Below are 19,563 nucleotides of genomic sequence, written 5' to 3'. Positions count from 1 at the left end.
CCTCCTGGGTACCGGGACCGAGCCTTGGCCGGTCCGCCCCACTTTCTGGGAGCGCTCACAGTCTCGGCGTGCGATATATCCCTGTCAATACTCCGAAAGCTCCGACCTGGCCGTGTCATGATGTGTGCTGTTTCTGTTCGCGCTCCCAGATTGGGCGTCCGCCGATGAGCATCGTTGTACCGGTCCACCCGGAATCGGCCGGCCGGGCCGAGCCCGTCCTGCCGCAGCTGAGCGGTATCGCCTTCGGCGGTGACTACTACCCCGAGCAGTGGCCCGAGCACAGCTGGCCCGCGGACGTCGCGCTGATGCGCGAGGCGGGCGTCAACCTCGTCAACCTCGGGATCTTCGCCTGGGCCCTGCTGGAACCGACCCCCGGGAGCTTCGACTTCGGCTGGCTGGACCGGGTGATCGACCTGCTGCACGACGCCGGCATCGCCGTCGACCTGGCCACCCCGACCGCGGCCCCGCCACCCTGGTTCTTCCACCGGAACCCGGCGGCCCGCATCGTCGACCGCGACGGCCGCGTCCTCGGCACGGGCGGCCGGCAGGCCTTCTGCCCGAACTCGCTCGCCTATCGGCAGGCCGCCACCGCCGTCACTGAACGACTCGCCACCCACTACGCGGGCCACCCGGCGGTGACGATGTGGCATATCCACAACGAGTACGGCGGAGCGAACACCCACTGCTACTGCGAGACCTCGGCGACCGCCTTCCGGGCCTGGCTACGCCGCCGCTACGGCCGGCTCGCCGATCTCAACGAGGCCTGGGGAACGATCTTCTGGGGACAGGTCTACAGCGACTGGGCCGAGATCGAACCGCCGCTCGCGGCGCCGATGGCTGTCAACCCGGCCCACCAACTGGACTTCTTCCGGTTCAGCTCCGACGCCCACCTTGACAACTTCGTTGCCGAGCGCAACATCGTGCACCGGCTCGCCCCCGGCGTACCGGTGACGACCAACTTCATGATCAACAACTGCAAGTGGATCGACTACCGCCGCTGGGCCGCTGAGGTCGATGTCGTTGCCAACGACCACTACCTGTACGCCGACCGGCCCGACGGCCACATCGAGCTCGCGATGTCGGCCGACCTGACCCGCTCGGTCGCCGGCGGCCGTGGCTGGATGCTGATGGAACACTCGACCAGTGCGGTGAACTGGCAACCGCGCAACGTCGCGAAGCGCCCCGGAGAACTGCGCCGCAACAGCCTCGGCCATCTCGCCCGCGGCGCCGAGTCCGCCCTCTTCTTCCAGTGGCGGGCCTCCCGCTTCGGCGGCGAGAAGTTCCACTCGGCGATGGTGCCTCATGGCGGCACGCGGACCCGCGTCTGGCAGGAGGTCTGTGAGCTCGGCGAGGACCTGGCCAGACTCGAAGAGCTGCGCGGCACCCGGGTCGTCGCCGACGTCGGCGTGGTCTGGGACTGGGCCTCCTGGTGGGCCCTCGAACTTGAATGGCGGCCGTCGGTCGATCTGTCCTACCTGGAGCGGGTTGGGGCGTTCTACGAAGCGACCTGGCGCAGCCACCTCACCACCGACTTCGTGGACCCCGAAGGAGACTTTTCGCAGTACGGAACGCTCCTGGTCCCGAGTCTCTACCTGACGACGGCCGAGGCGGCGGAGAATCTCGCCGCCTATGTCCGCAACGGCGGGACGCTCGTGGTCTCGTACTTTTCCGGCATCGTCGATCAGTACGACGCGGTGCATCCGGGCGGTCATCCAGGTGCCCTCCGTGACGTGCTGGGATTGACGGTCGAGGAGTTTCTGCCGCTGCGCTCAGAGGACAAGGTGACGCTCGACGACGGCGCCATCGGGGACGTCTGGGCTGAGCACGTCGTACTCGATGGCGCCGAGGCGGTCCGCGAGTACGTCGACGGCCCCGCGGCCGGCGGTCCCGCGGTGACCCGCCACCGCTATGGGAAGGGAGTGGCCTGGTATGTCTCGACCCGGCTCGCCGCGCACGACCTGAGCGCAGTACTGCGGGAGGCGGGCCTGCCTCCGGCGCCTCGATGCGGCGGGCTGCCCGACAACGTCGAGGTGGTGCGCCGCCTCGGACCGGAGTACGAGTACCTGGTCGCGATCAACCATGGCGACCACGAAGTCGCGTTGCCCGGCTACGGCGACGAACTGCTCACCGGAGCGCGGACGGTGGGGCAACTCGTCGTACCGGCGGGTGGGGTGCGGGTCCTGCGGTCACCGCGACGCAGAATGTGACCATGAGTTCCTCCACTGGGCCCCGGCGCCCGACCATGGAAGACGTCGCCGAAGTGGCCGGCGTCTCCCGCGGCACGGTGTCCCGAGTGCTCAACGGCGGCCACTACGTCTCCCCCGACGCGCTGACCGCCGTCCAGCGGGCGATCCGCAAGACCGGGTACGTCGTGAACCAGCACGCCCGGAGCCTGGTCACCCAGCGGTCCGACTCGATCGCGTTCATCCTGTCCGATCCGCAGGACCGGCTGTTCGAGGACCCCAACTTCGCGATCCTGCTCAAGGGCTGCACCCAGGCGCTGGCCGAGCGCGACATCACCCTGCTGCTCACCGTGGCGGGCACCCAGGAAGACCGCAAACGGGTCGGTCGCTGGGTCACCGCCGGCCACGTCGACGGCGTGTTGCTGGTGTCCGAACACGCCGGCAGTCCGCTGATCAACGAACTGCGGACCCGTGGCCTGCCGATCGTGGCAGCCGGCCGGCCCATCGGGCACGAACGCGAGATCTCGTATGTCGCCGCCGACGACCGCGACGGGGCGCGGCAACTCGTGGAGCACCTACGCTCGCGCGGTCGTCGCCGGATCGCCATCATCACCGGCCCGATCGACACACCGGGCGGCGTCGACCGGCTGGCCGGCTACCAGGACGTGCTGGGCGAACCGGACCCACGACTGGTCGCCAACGGGGATTACACGCAGGACTCCGGCGCCCGCGCGATGGAGGAGTTGTTGCATCGGGCACCGGATCTCGACGCGGTCTTCGTCTGCTCCGACCTGATGGCGCTGGGCGCAGTCGCCGTCCTCCAGCGGGCCGGCAAGCGGATCCCCGAGGACGTCGCGGTCGGCGGCTTCGACGACTCCAAGGCCGCGGTCAGCGCCACTCCCCAGCTGACCACGATCCGGCAGGACTTCGCCCGGGTCAGCGTCGAGATGGTCCGCCTCCTCCAGGACAGCATCACCTCCGGCGGCCGCTCCGCTGTCATCCTGCCCACCGAGCTGGTCGTCCGCGACTCGACCTGACCTTCGCCGGTCCTGGGTGTTGTGGGTTGTCAGGCGGAGTCGCGGACGACCAGCTCGGTGGGCAGGATGACGCTGGCCGGGCCGTCGCCTTCGATCTGGGCCAGCAACTGGCGCACCATCATGTCGCTGATCCGCTGCCACGGCTGCCGCATCGTCGTCAACGGCGGGTTGGTGGCCGTGGCAACCGGTGAGTCGTCGAAGCTGCCCACGGCGATGTCGCCCGGGACACTCAGCCCCGCCCGCTCGATCGCGCTCAACGCACCCTCGGCCATCAGGTCCGACGCGACGAACACCGCGTCCAGATCCGGCACCCGGGCCAGCAGCTCCCGCATGCAGGACTCGCCGCTCGCCCGGCTGTAGTCTCCGGTCGCCACCAGCGCCTTGTTGTAGCGGATACCGTGCTCGGCGAGCACCTCGCGGTACCCGTGCAGGCGCTCGGCTCCGCCAGGACCGTCGGCGGGGCCGGCGATGGTCGCGATCCGCCGGCGGCCGGAGTCGATCAGGTGGCGCATCATCGTCCGGGCGCCCTCGCGGTCGTCGGCGACCACGTAGGACACCGCACCGGTCTGGTCGTGCGGCTTGCCGCAGCACACGAACGGCAACTGGGCCCGCTGGAGCAGCTCGATCATCGGCGTACCGCGGTGCGAGGTAAACAGCAGGACGCCGTCGACCTGATGGGCGGCCAGATAAGGAGCGATTCGCCGGCGTTCCGCTTCGGTGCCTGCCGCGATCAGGACGAGCGGGATGTCGTGCGCGGCGAGGGCGGTCGTGCAGCCGCGCAGGAGGGTGGCCAGGTTGGGATCCTGGAACAACCTCTCGTGCGTCTCCGACAGCAGGAACGCGACGGACCCGGCGCGCCTGGTCACCAGGCTCCGGGCCGCGCGGTTCACCACATACCCCAGCTTGCGGATGGCGGCGTCGACCGCCTGATGGCTGGCCGGGCTGACATTGTGGCCGCCCTGCAGGACGCGCGAAACCGTCCCGCGGGAGACGCCCGCTTGGGCCGCGACGTCGTGGATGGTGGGCGGCCGTTTCTGCCGTGGCGCTGTGTCGGTCATTGATCCTCAACTGCAACAGATGGTGACCGAACTCTACCGCCCGCACGGCAGAGGGGTCCGTCAGCGCGCGCTGACGGACCCCTTTGGCACGGTCGCCGTCAGCCGGTCTTCACCAGGCTGAAGTCGTCCACGTTCACCCAGTTGCCGGCGTTGGCGTCGGACTGTACTCCGACCTGGATCGACCCGTCCGTCACGGTGATCCCGGCGATGGTGACCTTCGTCCAGCCACTGATCGACCGGTTGATCGAAGAGCTCAACTCACTCGCGCCGAAGTTCCGGGCGAACACGGTCGCCTTTCGCTGCCCGCCGCTGCTCTTGACCCAGGCCGACAAGGCGTAGGTCCCGTTCGGCACCGAGATGTTCTGGTAGCGGCTGGCGCTGTACGCCGAGGACGAACTCTGCGCGATCGCCCAGCGGCCGGTGTGGCCACCGAGCTTGTTGCTGTTGACCGCGCCACCGACGGTTGTCCACCCGGCCAGGTTGCTTTGCGCGACCCGGTCGGCCTCGGCGCTCGGGTTCAGCACGTAGTTGTTGGCGCTGCCGACCGACCAGGTTCCGGCGGCGGCGTCGACGTTCCACTGGTTCAGCGAGTGGAAGACTGGAGTCGTCCCGTTGAAGGTGACCGGCACCCAGTCGTTGTAGCCGAGGCCGTTGCCGGCGAAGTCGCTCCACCGGTCGCCGCCGAACATGACGAACGATCCCGCCGAACCGGTCACCGAGAACGCCAGGCCGGTCTGCGTCACGTGCGAGAAGTCGGCGTCGGTGCCCTGCATCACGAACTCCGAGGAATACGGGCCCATGATGTTCTTCGAGGTGATGCAGTACGTGTGCGAGGCGTTCCAGCCGTGCAGGTCGGACGAACAGAAGTAGTACGTCCCGGCGTTCTTGAACATGATGTTGCCTTCACGACCGCCCGACGAGCTGTTGTAGATGTTCTTCGCGGCTTCGACATGCAGGAAGTCGGACGTTCGGAGCGGGGACACGTACAGGTGGGACCGGCCGGACTTGTTGCTGAAGATCACGTACGCCCGGCCGTCGTCGTCTGTGAAGATCGACTGGTCGCCGGACATGCCGGTGGAGACGTTCGTGATGCTCGACTGGGTGCCGGCCTTGGCGAAGTGGCCGTTCGGCGTACTGCTGGTGGCGAACACGAGCCCACTGTCGAGTTGGGAGACCAGCACGTACTTGCCGGTGGTGGGGTTGCGCGAAACTCCCACCCGGCCGATCCAGCCGCCGTTCACGTCGGCGGTCGTCATCGCGTTGCCCTCGAACTTCCAGTTCGCCAGGTCGGTGGACGAATAGATGGTGATCGCGTTGAAGGAGGTGTTGCTGTTCTTCCCGCCGGCCGGGTTGTTGTAGTAGCTGACCGCGCCGCCGTACTTCACGCCGTACCAGTAGTAGGTACTGCCGACCTTCAGCACACCGCCGCCTTGGGAATAGATCGGGTTCCCGGCGGTGTCCTTCCAGAACACGTCATTCTGAATGGTGGCGGTTGCCTGGACGCGGGGCGCCGCGGTGGCAGCGGCGCCGCCGGCCGACGCCAAGGTCACCGCAAGGGGTAACGCCATCGCGGCGATGGCTCGTCTGGAAATTCTTCTCAGCATTGCAGATCCTCCGTTGTGGACGGTGTTCTGGGGCGGGTCGTCCGATCAGGATTCGAAAGCACCGAGGTCCGGTGCTTGTCCCTTGTAAGGCAGACCGACGCTGGTGCCCTTGTCGATCAGACTGCTGTTGGCGGCGAGACGGAGATTCGGCCGGACCGGCAAGCTGCCGTCGGCCTGGCGAGGCGCGTCCCAACCGGACGTGGAGACACTCTGGAACTGCGCGTCGGACAGTCCGACGTTCAGATTCCAGGAGTTGTACGCCGCGTTCGTGCCGGACATGTTGGACAGCAGGGTGCCCGCGTAGGCGAGGTTGTTGCGCAGGTTGCCCCTGCCTGTCGCCGCGCCGCTCGACGTGATGCCGAGCATGTTGAAGTCGGGATGGTTGCTGTAGCTGGTGTTGTCGAAGTAGTCGTTGGCCAGGGTGTGGTGGTTCGCGTAGAACCCCGCCGTACGGTTGTTGAACGCCACCGAGAAGCGGACGGTGTGCATGGCTCCGTTGCTCACGTACTTGCCGCCGTAGCCGCCCATCTTGAAGCCGTTCCCGTTGCCGGACGCCGTCGTGGTGCCCGGCAGGTAGCCGTTGCGCCAGGCCCACGAGTTCTCGATCGTGACCGAGGAGAAGGCGTTGATCAGGTCGAAGCCGTCGTCGGAGTTCCACCACGCGCGGCAGCCGCGGAAGACGTTCCCGGGATGGTCGGCCGAGATGTGCGCACCGAAGCCGTCGGCGCTTTCACCTGCTCCGTTGGAGGTCCGCGGGTCGTAGCTGTCGTGCGAGTCGGAGTTCAGGACCAGGTTGCCGCCGCCGTCCTGGATGAACAGCCCTGGTCCCATGTTGTGGTGGGCGTTGATCAGCTCGAAGACGTTGTTGCTGCCCGAGATCCAGATACCCCACGACTCGTGGTTCAGGTTGTTGTTCTGCGGCACGCCCTTGACCTCGAGGCCTTTGAGGTGGATCCAGTTGCCGGTGACATCGAATCCCTTGATCCGGCAGTTGTCGCTCACCCTGGAGAAGTCGAAGACGGGCGTCTCCCCCGGCGCTGCCCAGTAGCGGATCGGGTTACCGGAGCTACCGCTCTTGTTCAGGGTGATCGCGTCCACCCGGTCGGTCCCGCTGCTGCACCCACGGTTCGCCCGCGTGTAGGTATAGGTGCCGCCGCGGAGGTAGACGGTGTCCCCCGGCTGGGCCACGGTCTGCGCGTGAGCGATCGAGGCCCAGGGGGCGGTCTGGGTCCCGGTCGCGCTGTCGCTGCCGGTCGGGGCAACGTAGTACACCTTGCCGGCCGCGGCGCTCCCCGCGGCCGGCGCGCTGCCGAGGACGGCGACAGCCGTCACTGCGACCGCCGAAGCCACCAGAGCGCGCACCAGAATCATGGGTGTCATGTCCTCACTCCAAGTCTTCATGTGAACGTACACAGGCGGCTACTCAGCGTTCTAGCTAAGGATGGAAGCGCATGTCGAAGGCGATTGCAAGATCGCGTCGGCAGCTTTCTGGGAGCGTGCACAGGCCATTGCCTTCGGATCTGATCGACTCTGAACGTTTGCGATCGCAGCATTGACAGCGGACCGTGCCACCGGCTGCGATGGTGAGTCACACTCCACCCGGGGACGGCGTCGACACTGTGGCGCGTCCCCGCGGCGCTGTGCCCGCCCCCTTTCAGCGAGGAGACCGCCCCATGGACTCACCAGCAAAGATCCACCGTCGAACCCTGCTCGCCGCGGCCGGCGTCGCAGCCGCGAGCGGCGTACTCACTACCGGCCCAGCACAAGCGGACGCGACCGTGCGCGTCGACCCCGCCGCCGACCAGGGCAGCTGGGAAGGCTGGGGTACGTCGCTGGCCTGGTGGGCGAATGTGTTCGGCGACCGCGACGACTTCGCCGACCTGTTCTTCACCACCAAGACGGTCAGCTACAACGGGACCTCGCTGCCCGGTCTCGGCCTGAACATCGCCCGCTACAACCTCGGCGCGAGCAGCTGGAACCAGGTCGACGGTGCGAGCATGGTTGCCTCACCCAACATCCCGCGGTTCAAGCAGATCGAGGGTTTCTGGCAGGACTGGCGCAACGAGGACCCGGCGTCCTCGGCCTGGAACTGGAACGCCGACGCCAAGCAGCGCGCGATGCTGGTCAAGGCTACCCAGCGCGGCGCCATCAGCGAACTGTTCGCCAACTCGCCGATGTGGTGGATGTGCTCGAACCACAACCCGTCCGGCGCGGCGGACGGCGGCAACAACCTCCAGACCTGGAACTACCGCCAGCACGCGCTGCACCTGGCCACCACCGCCCGCCACGCCCGTGACCAGTGGGGCGTCACCTTCCGGACGGTGGACGCGTTCAACGAGCCGTCGTCGAGCTGGTGGAAGGCGGACGGCACGCAGGAAGGCTGCCACATCGACGCCACGACCCAGCGCAGCGTGATCGCCAACCTCCGCACCGAACTGGACCGGCTCGGCCTGACGGGCACAGCGATCTCGGCATCCGACGAGACGAACTACGACCTCGCCCGGACCACCTGGAACAGCTTCGACTCGACGACCAAAGGCTTGGTCGGCCGGGTCAACGTGCACGGCTACCAGGGCTTGAGCGGTCGTCGCGATCTGCTCGGTGACGATGTCCGTGCCGCAGGCAAGGGTTTGTGGAACTCCGAGCACGGCGACAACGACGGCAGCGGCATGATGACGGCCCGTTGCCTGCTGATGGACTTCCGCTGGCTGAAGCAGACGGCGTGGTGCTACTGGCAGGTGATGGACCCCAGCGCAGGCTGGGGCACCATCCGGTACGACGGTAGCTCAGGCCAGCCGGGCGCCGTGGAGACGAAGCTGTACGTCGTGGCCCAGTTCACCCGGCACATCCGGTCCGGGATGCGCATCATCAACACCGGCGTGGACTACGCGGTCGCGGCGCACGACCCGGCCGCTCGGCAACTGGTAATCGTTGCCGCCAACAACGGCGCGGCGCAGACCTTGACGTTCGACCTCTCGCCGTTCGGCACGGTTCCGAACGGCACGGCCACTCGCTGGTCCACGCTCACCTCAGGATCCGGAGATCGCTACACCCGCCGACAAGACATCACCGTGAGCGGCGAACTTCTCCGAGTGCCGTTCGCGGCAGGCGCAGTACAGACGATCCAGGTGGACGGAGTGGTCCGGTAAGCCGCTGATCAGCCGGAGCTGTTGAGGTCTTGTCAGCGGGACACGGGCCTGCTTAAGATCCGGGCCAACCCGATCGGCTCTTCCAGCACTATCCGCCCCCACTGGTCGAAGCGCTTCGACGCTTCCACCACTGCCCCAGGAAGTGAGCACTCGCATGGGTTCGAGAACAGCAAAGATCAGAGTCGCCGTCCTTGCCGCCGTCCTGGCGACCGCCGTAGCGGTGCCTGCGTTGACGGACAAGGCAGCCGCCGGCACCAGCGCACAGACGTCGAGCGCTTCGCAGATCGTCGCCGATCTGGGCGCCGGCTGGAACCTCGGCAATCAACTGGAGGCCAACTCCAACGGCTATCCCAGTGAAACGGCCTGGGGTAATCCGACCGTGACGCAGGCGTTGATCGACAAGGTGCAGGCGGCCGGTTTCAAGTCGATCCGGATCCCGGTCTCCTATCTGAAGAACATCGGTGCCGGCCCGAACTACGCGATCAACTCAGCCTGGCTGAACAGGGTCCAGCAAGTCGTCAACTACGCCTACTACCGTGGCATGCACGTCATGATCAACTTGCACGGCGACGGGTACAAGTCCGTCACCGGGTCGTGGTTGATCTGCGACGCCGCCGATCAGACGACGATCAAGGCCAAATACACGAAGGTGTGGCAACAGATCGCGTACCGGTTCCAGGGCTACGATCAGCGCTTGATCTTCGAGTCGATGAACGAGGAATTCGACGGCCAGTACGGCAACCCGACCCAGCCGTGCTACTCCAACATCAATGCCTACAACCAGCTCTTCGTCGACACCGTCCGGAAAACCGGCGGCAACAACAATGCGAGATGGCTGCTGGTCCCGGGCTGGAACACCAACATCGACTACACCGCGGGGAACTACGGCTTCAAGCTGCCGACCGATCAGTATCGGTCTTCCAGCATCCCCAGCACCGAGCAGCGCATCATGATCTCCGTGCATTACTACGCGCCCTGGGACTTCGCCGGCGAAGAAAGCGGCAACATCACCCAATGGGGCCGCAACGCCACCAACCCGGCCAAGAGGTCGACCTGGGGGCAGGAAGACTACCTCGACGCGCAATTGAAGGCGATGTACGACAAGTTCGGCAGCCACGGGTATCCGGTGGTCGTCGGCGAATACGGCGCGATCGACAAAACGTCGTACGACGGATCAAACAACCGGTACCGCGCGGACTTCGCGCGAGCCATCACCGCTACCGCGAAGAAGTACGGCGCGGCCACCGTCTACTGGGACAACGGCGCGAACGGGCAGTACGGGTTCGGCCTGTTCAACCGCACCTCGAACACAGTCACCCAGCAGGGCATCATCGACGCCATCAGAAGCGGATCGGGTAGCTAGCACCCCAGCACGAACCTGAACGAGCCCCGCCTGCTGTTGCAGGCGGGGCTCGTTGATTTCAGCCTTGCGTAAACCCTATTTCAGGTAAGCGGAGAGCGGAATCTGCTGGTCTCGCAGGGCTTTGGCGACGACACCGGCGATCTGCCGCGCACCTGCCGCCTCGAAGTGGGTGTGGTCGTTGCAGAAGAACGCACCCACCGGCCCCGACCTGTAGTCGCCGTTGTTCGGGCAGAAGTGCAGCGCGTTGTAGAGCGTGTAGCTGAGCCTGTGCAGGTCAATGACCGGCACCTGATTGGCACTGGCGGCGGAGTTCGTCTCACTGATGAATCCGCGGTTGCCCACCGCCGTACTGCCGGAGCAGGTGATCGCGGCGACCGGGGTGAGCAGGATCGGATGTGCACCGCGGGCCTTGGCAGCGGCTGCCATCACGCCGAGCAGTTCCCGGTAGCGCGCCGAACCCACATGCCGTGGGCAGTTGGGGTCCCCGTCGTTGATTCCGAACTGGATGACCAGGTAGTCGCCGGCCTTCATGCCGTTCGTCGCATCCAGCATGGACCGCCAGCGGGACGAGTAGGTGGCCGGACTGACCACACACTCCCCGGCCGAGTTCTTCCTGGTGGTGACATTCGGGTCGTACAACCAGGTCTGGATGCTGCGGCCGGCGACGGCGTTGTTCTTGATGGTGACGTTGGTGTTGAAGTACTGGGCGAACTGGCTCCCCCACCCGACCGGACAGACCGCGCCTCCCGCGGGTGCTGCCATGGTGGAGTCGCCGGCCATCCACACGGTGACCGGTGCTTGCGCTGTCGTCGCCGCGGTGGCTGTCGTCGATGGAGCGCACTGCGCCTGATCGAGTTTGAGATAGCCGGCCAGAATCGGGGTCAGCCGCTGTGAGATCTTCACGTGACCGGCTTCGGTGGGATGGACGTTGTCACTGGTGTCGGTGGCCGGATTGATCCACCCCGTGGTGTCGACGAAGTCGACCTTGGAGTCGCCGGCCGCGACACGGGTCGCGACGGCATTGCGGGTCTCGGGCACGTAGCGGTTGCGGAAGGTGCCCATGGCAAAGATCTGCGCGCTGGGATAGGCGCGCCGGACCCGTTCGAGCATGACGACGTAGCTCTGGTTGAACTTCGTCGTCGAGACGCCGTGCCCGACGTCGTTGGTGCCGAGGTTGATCACGACCGCGGACGCCTGATAGGTGGAGAAGTTCCAGTCGTCGGAGCTCACCCAGGCCGAGGACCGGCGGAACCAGTCCATCATTCCGTAGCAGTCCTGGCTGACCAGGCAGGCGCCACCTTGCGCCACCTGGGTGTGGCCCGCCTTCAGCGCCTCCCCGGTGAGCCATGGGTATGCGGTGAATGGCCGGTTGGCATTCGGCTGACCGACGGTGATCGAGTCGCCGATGAACTCGACGAGTTTCGGCGGCCTGCTGATCGGTACGGTCTGTCCGCCGCCGGCCAGCACGAGTCCACCGAAGACCGGGTCGCCGGTGTAGGAGCCGGCCCGCTCTCGATAGCCGATCCGGATCGTGTGCGAGGTTCCCGCCAGGCCGGTGGCGAGGGTGATCGTGCCGGAGACGTTGCGCCGCCACTGCAGCGGCTTGTGGTCGATGGAGTAGTACAGGTCGATCGTGTTGCGTTGCCGTACTCCGATGGAGCTGCCGGTGAAGCCAGTCTCGACATACCCGCCGGCCCAGCCCATCGAGTACCAGGACGTATTCGACTTGTTCCAGCGCCCGTAGTACTGCAGGTTCGAGTCATCCGGCCGCCCGTTGCCTGCCGCAACGGTTTCGGCCGCCGCCGGGTTCGCCGTCGACTGCGCTGCTGCGGGCGGCATGATGCCCATTCCGGTGATCAGGGTGACGGCGACGAAGGCCGTTCTGAGTTTCATCGGTGCTCTCCCTTGACGATGTCGACGACGGCGGTCACCGGTCCGTGGTCGGTCACACCGGAGACCGTCACCTGGCCCGGAGCATCGGTGGCGCCGGGTGGCAACGCCTGCCAGCGCACGGCGACGTCGGTGAGCAAGCTGTCGGCGATGGTGAGAACCCGCACGGTGGCAGGCAGCGCCGGCGGGGCGCCGACGACGGTGGTGGCGTATACGGTGTCTTCGAGAACGTGCGTGGCTCGGCTCGCGTTGTACACGTTGATCGACGCGTACGGTTCCCAGGTGTTCGGCAGGCCGGGCACCGCGCGGAACATGGCCTGGTAGCTCGCGGGCTCCCAGGTCAGGACGCCGCTCCCCCGGTTCCCGACGACGTCGTTGGCCGCCTGGAAGACCCGCTGGATCGCGTCCGCCTGGCCCTGGACGGTCTGCGGGAACGGTGAGTTCGGCTGTGGCGTGTCGCCGCCCGACGCGGGGTAGGCGGTCTCGGCGACCTCGAGCTCGTACTGCGGGTAGGTGGTCGCCATCGTATGCAGATTCACCTCGAGGTCCTCGAGCGTGCCGTGCCACTGCGGGTAGTAGGAGATCGCCAGGACGTCGGGGTGCTGGCCCTTCACCTTCACGCGAGTCAGGAACTGGTGCCAGAACTCCATCGTCTTGGCCAGCCGCCCCTTGTCGACGACGACATGGATCTCCACCTTGCTCCGCGGCGACGCGTCCCGGACGGCTTTGATCCCGGAGGCCGCCAGCGTGGTGAACCGGTCCCAGGACTCGTTGTAAAGCCGCTGCTCGGTGGGATCAGTCGACCCCCAGTACTGCCAGAGCAGACCACCGCCGGGCTTCGACTGGTAGATCGCGGCCTGGTCGACGAAGTACGGCGGACTCGTCGTACCTATGGTGGCGGCTTCGCTCCCGTACAGGAAGCCGTTGATGATCTCGTTGCCAACAGCAACCTTATCGGGGGCGGTGCCCTGCTTCACCAGCCGGCGCAGGTAGCCGGCCGTGAAGTCGTAGACGGAACGATTGAGGTCGTTGAAGTCCAGCTGGGCCCAGGCTCGTGGTTTGGGCTGCTTACTCGGGTCAGCCCAGGAGTCGGCGTAGTGGAAGTCGATACCGAGCCCCATCCCCCGCTGCTTGACCCACCGAGCTGATTCCAGCGAACGATCCGGGCCCTGGCGCGGGACCGCGGTCGGTTGGCCGGTGCTCTCGGCCCGCGGTTCGTTCCAGATCCGGAGCCGGGCGAACTGCATGCCGCGATCCTTGGCGACGTCGAGGAGTCGCGGACCGGCGCCACGGTCGGCGCCGAGCGGGTCGACCCAGTAGTCCCGGGTCTGGAAGTCGTCCACCGAGGACAGGTCGGCGCCGAGAACGAGATCGTCGCGCAGGTAGTTGAAGACCTGGAGTTCGCTGACACCGACCTTCGCGCCACCGGGCAGCGGGTCGACCGCGAGCCGGACGAAGCGGGTGCGTGGCCGGGTGAACAGCTCCACGGCTCCCCGCGACCGGACGCGGCTGTGCGACCGGTCGGCGATCCGGGTCCACCGGCGGCCGTCGGACGACGCCTCGACGACGTACCGGTGGACGCCTGGGTCAGCGAAGACGACGCGCACCTTGCGCAGGTTGTCGTAGGCGCCGCCGAGGTCGACGGTCACACGTTGCGGGCCCGGTGCGTCGGCGAACCAGGAGGTGGCTGGATCGCCGTCGACGGCCTGCCTGGCCGTGGACGAGTTGCTGGTCGCGGTGGCCGAGGCCCAGAACTTCGCCGCGACATTGCTCTCGATCGGATGGATGTCCGCGGTACCGGCGACGGCCTGCGCTGGGCAGGCAGGCATCTGCGTCGCACCCAGCACGATGGCGAATCCGGTCACGGCCGCCGCGGCCTTCTGTCTGCTACCCATGTCAGCGGCCCATCGCGAAGCTCGGGTGCGGGGGCTGGTTGTAGCCGGTGTTCTGCCAGGCGACGGCCAGGCGGTACTGACGGTCCTGCATCAGCGACGGGTGACTGATGCTCGTGCTGTCGGTGGTGGAGTAGATCCGCAGTGCGCGGTTGTCCGACGTACGCCAGATCACTTCCTCCCGCCAGTCGCCGAACAGGTCGGCCGACAGCGCGGGCGTCGACTTCGTGCCGTTGTTGGCGACGACGTCGGAGCCGGTGAGCAGCCGGGTGTCGCCACCCGTGCCGTACTTGTCGATGTGGGTGCCGTCGAGCAGTTCGCGCTGGGCGTCGCCGTCCCACCAGATGACGAAGTTGGTGGAGCCCGGCTTGCGGGCCGCGACCTGGCTTCCGTTGGTGGCACTGCGCAGGCCGCCGACCGCGGCGGACCAGGCTTCCGCGCCCGGGTTGCCCGCCCAGATGTCCTCGGCCACGGCGCGCCCGTTGTCGCAACCACACGACGGAGCACTCCACAGGATCTGGCCGGTGCGGGCGTCACCCATCCAGTGCGCCACCTCGCTGGTCGTCTCCGAAGGCTTGAAAACCTCCAGCCCCGGACGGGACGGGATGAAGTCGCCGACGTGGTACGCGTCGCCGTGATGGGTGTTGTTCTGCCACAGTCCCTTGCCGTTGTCATCGATCGCCATCGAGCCGTACAGCACTTCGTCGCGGCCGTCGGAATCCACGTCGGCGATGGACAGGTTGTGATTGCCCTTGCCGGTCCACTGACTGCCCGCGGTGTTGGAGTCGAAGATCCAGCGCTGGGTCAGCGCGCCGTTGCGGAAGTCCCAGGCGGTGATGACGGAACGGGTGTAGTAACCGCGGGCCATGATGATGCTGGGTCGCGAGCCGTCGAGGTAGGCGGTGGCTGCCAGGAAGCGGTCGACCCGGTTGCCATAGCTGTCGCCCCACGCCGACACGGTCCCACGCGGCGGCTGGTAGTTCGCGGTCGCGAGCACTGCACCGTCCGTACCGCGGAAGACCGACAAGAACTCCGGTCCGCTGAGGATGTAGCCGGACGAGTTGCGGTGGTCAGCGCTTGCATTGCCGATCACCTGCCCAGTACCGGACTTCGTGCCGTCGCCGGTCTTCACGGCGACCTCAGCGCGGCCGTCGCCGTCGTAGTCGTAGACCTGGAACTGGGTGTAGTGCGCACCGGCCCGGATGTTGCGGCCGAGGTCGATCCGCCACAGCCGCGTCCCGTTCAGCTTGTACGCGTCCAAGTAAACGTTGCCGGTGTAGCCGGCCTGCGAGTTGTCGTGGGCATTGGTCGGGTCCCACTTCACAACGATCTCGTATTCGCCGTCACCATCCAGGTCGCCGACGCTCGTGTCGTTGGCGGTGTAGGTGTAGCTCTCGCCGGACGGTGTTGTGCCGCCGGCCGGGATCTGCAACGGCACGTCCCGGCTGCTGGCAGTAGCACCGGCAACGCTGTTCAGGGTCAGCGAATCGTCACCAGCAGACTTCGCCTGCCGCTCGACGCCACCAACCACCGCCCGTACGGCGTACTTCGCGTCCGCGGCGCCGGCCGCGTCCTGGTAGCTGGTCGGACCGGTGACCGGTGTCTTGGTCAGCAAGACGCCATCGCGGTAGACGTTGAAAGCGACACCGGCCGGGTCGTCGGCGAGCAGCCGCCAGCTCACCCGGTTCCCCTTCGCCGTGTGCACGTTGATCACACCGCGATTCAGCTTCTCCAGTTGAGGTTTCGCCGGTTGAGCAGTGACCGCAGGTGCGGTCGCGAGGGCGTTCGGGCGCAGGTAGCCGACCAGCGAGAGGTTGAGTTCGCGGACGCTTTGGACGACGAGGCCGGCGATCTGCGTTGCGCCGTTCACGGAGAAGTGGGTGTTGTCGCCCGCTTCTCTGGTGAGGTACAGCTGCTGGGATGCTGTCGGGCCCAGTGATTCGACGAGCGTCTTGGTCTTCGCGGTCAGGTCGATCACCGGGACGTTCGCGGCCTTGCCGAGCGCCCGGATCACCGCGGGCAGGTCCACGCCGCGACTGTTGACGTGCAACGCGGTAGAGGTCAGCTTGGTGCCGCTGAACAACCGGCGTACCGGCGGTGTCACCAGCACCGGCGACCCGCCGCGCTCGCGGACGCCGTTGACCATCTTGGTGAGGTTGTCCCGGAAGGTGGTCGCGGTGGTGTCCTTGTCGTTGTGCCCGAACTGGATCAGGACCAGGTCCTTGCTCTTGATAAGCGGCTTCAGCTTCGGGAACAGCGCACTGTTGGCCAGGAAGCTGCCCGAGCTCTCGCCGGAGTCGGCGTAGTTCGCGACCACGGCGCCGTTGCGAATGCTGGTCGGCAGACGCTGACCCCAGCCGGTGTACGGCGCGGTCGGCTGATCACAGACGGTCGAGTCGCCGGCAAGGTACACGACCAGTGGAGAAACGGCCGGCTTCACTGTCAGCGAGCCGATCGCGGGCGCCGTGCCGTCGAAGGTGATGCTCAAGCCCGACGTGCCGGTTCCACCCTGACCGGTGGGCTGACCTTCAGGGTTTCGAACGTTGACTGTCGACGTACTGCGGACCACCTGGCCCGCATTGGTCGAGACCGCCGTCAGCACCTGCCGGCGCGCCTCCACCCACATGGCGGTGTTGGCCGCCCGGGTCGAGGAACCGAGATCGACGGTGACGTCGTAGTTGCCGGGGGCAACATCGTAGTGACAGCGGATCGGCGCTGTTCCCGAACACCCCGCCGGCAGCGCTGCCGGTGCCGTCTGAGCTGTCGGTGCGGCCACGCCCGGCAGCGGACCGAGGGCGGCCGTCGTCAGCGCCGAGGTGAGGATCATGATGCGAGTGAGTTTCATGGCTTCTCCCGGCTAGACGTTCAGGAATCCGTCGAGGGCAGCGGTCGGCCGTCTGGTGCTGGAGCTCCAGGCGGTCATGTTGTAGCCGGTGAAGGGCGAGTAGCCCTCGGGCTCCCAGTAGAAGGTGCCCAGACCGCCGAAGCCCTTGATGCCGGTGGCGAACTGATGCAGCGCGTCCCGGGTCTGGGTCGCCCTGTCCACGGGTCCACCGAACTCGACCTGCATGATCGGTTTGCCGTAGGTGGACTGGATGGTCCGCATGTTGCCCAGGATCGGCGCCACGTTGCTGCCCGCGGCGTACGACGAAAGGCCGGTGATGTCCCACTTGCCCCCGTTGCCGCGGTAGGCGTTCATGAACGTCTGGATGCTGTCCATCTTCTGTGGCTGGGCCAGATGGATCATCACCGGCGTGCTGGGGAAGATCTGCTTGGACGCGTCGTAGGCCGCGTTCAGCAGGCCGGTCATCTGGCCGGGCTTGCTGACGCTGCCGACCGGATGACAGATCCCGGTGTTCTGCTCGTTGCCGATCTTCACCCAGCCCGGCGTCACGCCGGCTGACTTGATGACGTTCAGCGAGGTGGAGACGTAGCTGCGCAGGGCAGTGAGCATCTGGCTGTAGGTCATGTTCGCCCACGCCTTGGGTGGGTTCTGTACGCCGACCGAGTTCCAGGTGTCGCCGAAGTGGAACCCGAGCAGGACCTGCAGCCCGGCATCCCGGCACCGCGCGGCCATCTTGGCGGTCTCCTGGATGCTGCAGTGCCCGTTGGCCGGATCGCTGGACGGATTCACCCACGTGCGCAGGCTGATCGCGCCGATCCCGTAGCTCTTCAGGATCGTGAACAGATCCTTTCGCTGCCCGGACTTGTCGTTCCAGTAGTAGCCGTGCGCCTCCATCTGCGGAGTCCAGCTGATGTCGGCGCCCTTGACGAAGGTGGCGTCCGTGGTCGCTTCGGCCAGGCTGCCGACTCCGAGTGCAAGGGCACCGGCGCCGGCGGCCGCACCGGCCAGCAAGGTGCGTCGCGAGATCCCTGGCGGGGCGGTGACGGGTTGGGCTGGTTCGTGCTCAGTTCTGGACATGGGGCGGTACCTCTTCCTTGGGGGCGGAGGGAAGAGCGGTAGCGAGATCGGGCTTTGCTGGTGCCTGTGAACGCGCACACGCTCCGCAATCGCATAATCACCACGATGAAAGCGCAAGTTCACCGGACTGGCAAGCCTTTACCGCAGCAAATCTGTGCACGTGCACAGGTTCTTGCGGGATGCTCTGATTCGCGCTAATTTGTTTGGCTTGCAGCCCAACTAAACCGTCTTGAGTCGCTGTTACCCGGCAGTGAAGAGGCCGGTCATGACACCCGGGACCGCGCCGTCGGCGCCGTCCCGACTCCCTGCCGGGACACTAGACTCGCCAGGGTGGAGCTCAGCGGTGGCCGCAGGCGGCCCACCATCAAGGACGTGGCGGCTGTCGCCGGGGTTTCGCGGGGCACGGTCTCGCGGGTGCTCAACGGCGGCCACTGGGTCTCACCGGAAGCGCTGACCGCGGTCCAGGCCGCGATCAAGTCAACCGGGTACGCCGCCAACCGGCATGCCAGAAGCCTCGTCACGGGCCGCGCGAACTCGGTGGCGTTCCTGCTCACCGAACCACAGCAACTCCTCTTCGAGGACCCGAACTTCTCGGTGCTGCTGCGTGGCGCGGCCGACGCCCTGGCCAAGCGGGACATACCGCTGCTGTTGATGGTCGCCGGGACACCGGCGGAACGCCGGCACGTCACCGACTACATCACGGCCGGCCACGTCGACGGCGTACTGGTGATTTCGTCCCACGCCGACGACCCGGTGATCGCTTCGCTGCTGCGCGAACACATCCCCGTGGTGGCCTGCGGTGTTCCGCTCGGGTACGAAGGCAAGGTCGGCTACGTCGCCGCCGACGATGTGACCGGCGCCCGGGAAATGGTGAGGTATCTGCGTGACTCGGGTCGCGGGCACATCGCCACCATCACCGGGCCGCTCGACACCCCCGGTGGCGTCCTGCGCCTCAAGGGCTACCGGGAAGAGCTGGGCAAGGCGTACGACAAGGGATTGGTTGCCCACGGCGACTATTCGCGACTGGGCGGTCAGCGGGCGATGGCCGACCTGCTCGCCGCCCGGCCCGAGATCGACGCGGTCTTCGTCGCGTCCGATCTAATGGCCGCGGGCGCCCTGACCACCCTGGCGGCCCACGGCAAGCGAGTCCCTGAGGACATCGCGGTCGGCGGATTCGACGACTCCTGGCTGGCGGCCACCCTGTCCCCCACCCTGACGACGATGCGGCAACCCTTCGAGCGGATCAGCAGCGAGATGGTCCGCCTCCTCACCGAGATCATCGGCGGCGAGCAACCGGCCGCCCTCATCCTGGCCACCAGTCTCGTACGCCGCGAATCCGCCTGACTCGACGGCTCGGCCCCGGCTGCCGCCGCGGCGTCCCAACACCTCCCCGATACCCGCTGAGTTAACATTGGTGGGAGCGTTCACACAGCTATCCGGGGCGCGTCCGCGTTGCTACAAAGCA

General features: G+C 66.8%; 12 protein-coding genes. 5 read left to right on the top strand and 7 right to left on the bottom strand.

Annotation, left to right across the window (positions count from 1 at the left end; genetic code table 11):
• Positions 1–164 precede the first annotated feature (164 nt).
• Complete coding sequence (locus DIZ26_RS35535) at positions 165–2,207, top strand: beta-galactosidase (RefSeq protein WP_112248955.1); 2,043 nt, start codon at positions 165–167, stop codon at positions 2,205–2,207.
• 2 nt (positions 2,208–2,209) lie between these two features.
• Positions 2,210–3,220, top strand: coding sequence for a LacI family DNA-binding transcriptional regulator (locus DIZ26_RS35530; RefSeq protein WP_198676463.1), 1,011 nt, complete (start codon positions 2,210–2,212; stop codon positions 3,218–3,220).
• A 29-nt stretch (positions 3,221–3,249) separates the two neighbouring features.
• On the opposite strand, the gene DIZ26_RS35525 is transcribed toward DIZ26_RS35530, so the two are convergent.
• The 3 genes from DIZ26_RS35525 to DIZ26_RS35515 form a co-directional block, all read right to left on the bottom strand.
• Complete coding sequence (locus tag DIZ26_RS35525) at positions 3,250–4,278, bottom strand: LacI family DNA-binding transcriptional regulator (protein ID WP_112248953.1); 1,029 nt, start codon at positions 4,276–4,278, stop codon at positions 3,250–3,252.
• Positions 4,279–4,376: 98 nt separating this feature from the next.
• Positions 4,377–5,882 (bottom strand): family 43 glycosylhydrolase, encoded by a 1,506-nt coding sequence (locus tag DIZ26_RS35520; RefSeq protein ID WP_198676462.1) that lies wholly within the window; start codon positions 5,880–5,882, stop codon positions 4,377–4,379.
• A gap of 45 nt (positions 5,883–5,927) precedes the next feature.
• Complete coding sequence (locus DIZ26_RS35515; RefSeq protein ID WP_198676461.1) at positions 5,928–7,262, bottom strand: right-handed parallel beta-helix repeat-containing protein; 1,335 nt, start codon at positions 7,260–7,262, stop codon at positions 5,928–5,930.
• 293 nt (positions 7,263–7,555) lie between these two features.
• Here DIZ26_RS35515 and DIZ26_RS35510 point away from each other — a divergent pair, with 293 nt between their 5' ends.
• Complete coding sequence (locus DIZ26_RS35510; RefSeq protein ID WP_112248950.1) at positions 7,556–9,031, top strand: glycoside hydrolase; 1,476 nt, start codon at positions 7,556–7,558, stop codon at positions 9,029–9,031.
• A 154-nt stretch (positions 9,032–9,185) separates the two neighbouring features.
• On the top strand, positions 9,186–10,394 hold the full coding sequence (locus tag DIZ26_RS35505) for a glycoside hydrolase family 5 protein (RefSeq protein ID WP_112248949.1): 1,209 nt from the start codon (positions 9,186–9,188) through the stop codon (positions 10,392–10,394).
• A gap of 75 nt (positions 10,395–10,469) precedes the next feature.
• Here the strand turns inward: DIZ26_RS35505 and DIZ26_RS38065 are convergent, their stop codons facing one another.
• From DIZ26_RS38065 to DIZ26_RS35480, 4 genes are read right to left on the bottom strand one after another with little or no spacing between them, the layout of a single operon-like run.
• Entirely contained in the window at positions 10,470–12,287 is a 1,818-nt protein-coding gene (locus tag DIZ26_RS38065; protein ID WP_198676460.1) for a GDSL-type esterase/lipase family protein, read from the bottom strand.
• Positions 12,284–14,179: a glycosyl hydrolase 53 family protein gene (locus tag DIZ26_RS35490; protein WP_112248948.1), complete on the bottom strand. Its 1,896-nt coding sequence runs from the start codon at positions 14,177–14,179 to the stop codon at positions 12,284–12,286. The genes DIZ26_RS38065 and DIZ26_RS35490 overlap by 4 nt, the downstream gene beginning before the upstream one ends.
• Position 14,180: 1 nt before the next feature.
• A complete protein-coding gene (locus DIZ26_RS35485; RefSeq protein WP_232828895.1) occupies positions 14,181–17,021 on the bottom strand; it encodes a rhamnogalacturonan lyase family protein in 2,841 nt (946 codons plus the stop codon).
• Positions 17,022–17,033: 12 nt separating this feature from the next.
• On the bottom strand, positions 17,034–18,098 hold the full coding sequence (locus DIZ26_RS35480; RefSeq protein ID WP_112248947.1) for a glycosyl hydrolase 53 family protein: 1,065 nt from the start codon (positions 18,096–18,098) through the stop codon (positions 17,034–17,036).
• 330 nt (positions 18,099–18,428) lie between these two features.
• Between DIZ26_RS35480 and DIZ26_RS35475 the strand changes: the two genes are divergently transcribed.
• Positions 18,429–19,442: a LacI family DNA-binding transcriptional regulator gene (locus DIZ26_RS35475; protein ID WP_112248946.1), complete on the top strand. Its 1,014-nt coding sequence runs from the start codon at positions 18,429–18,431 to the stop codon at positions 19,440–19,442.
• Positions 19,443–19,563: the final 121 nt, after the last annotated feature.

The sequence above is a fragment of the Kribbella monticola genome (assembly GCF_003261635.1).
Taxonomy (GTDB): domain Bacteria; phylum Actinomycetota; class Actinomycetes; order Propionibacteriales; family Kribbellaceae; genus Kribbella; species Kribbella monticola.
This window is presented reverse-complemented; position numbering and strand designations above follow the sequence as displayed.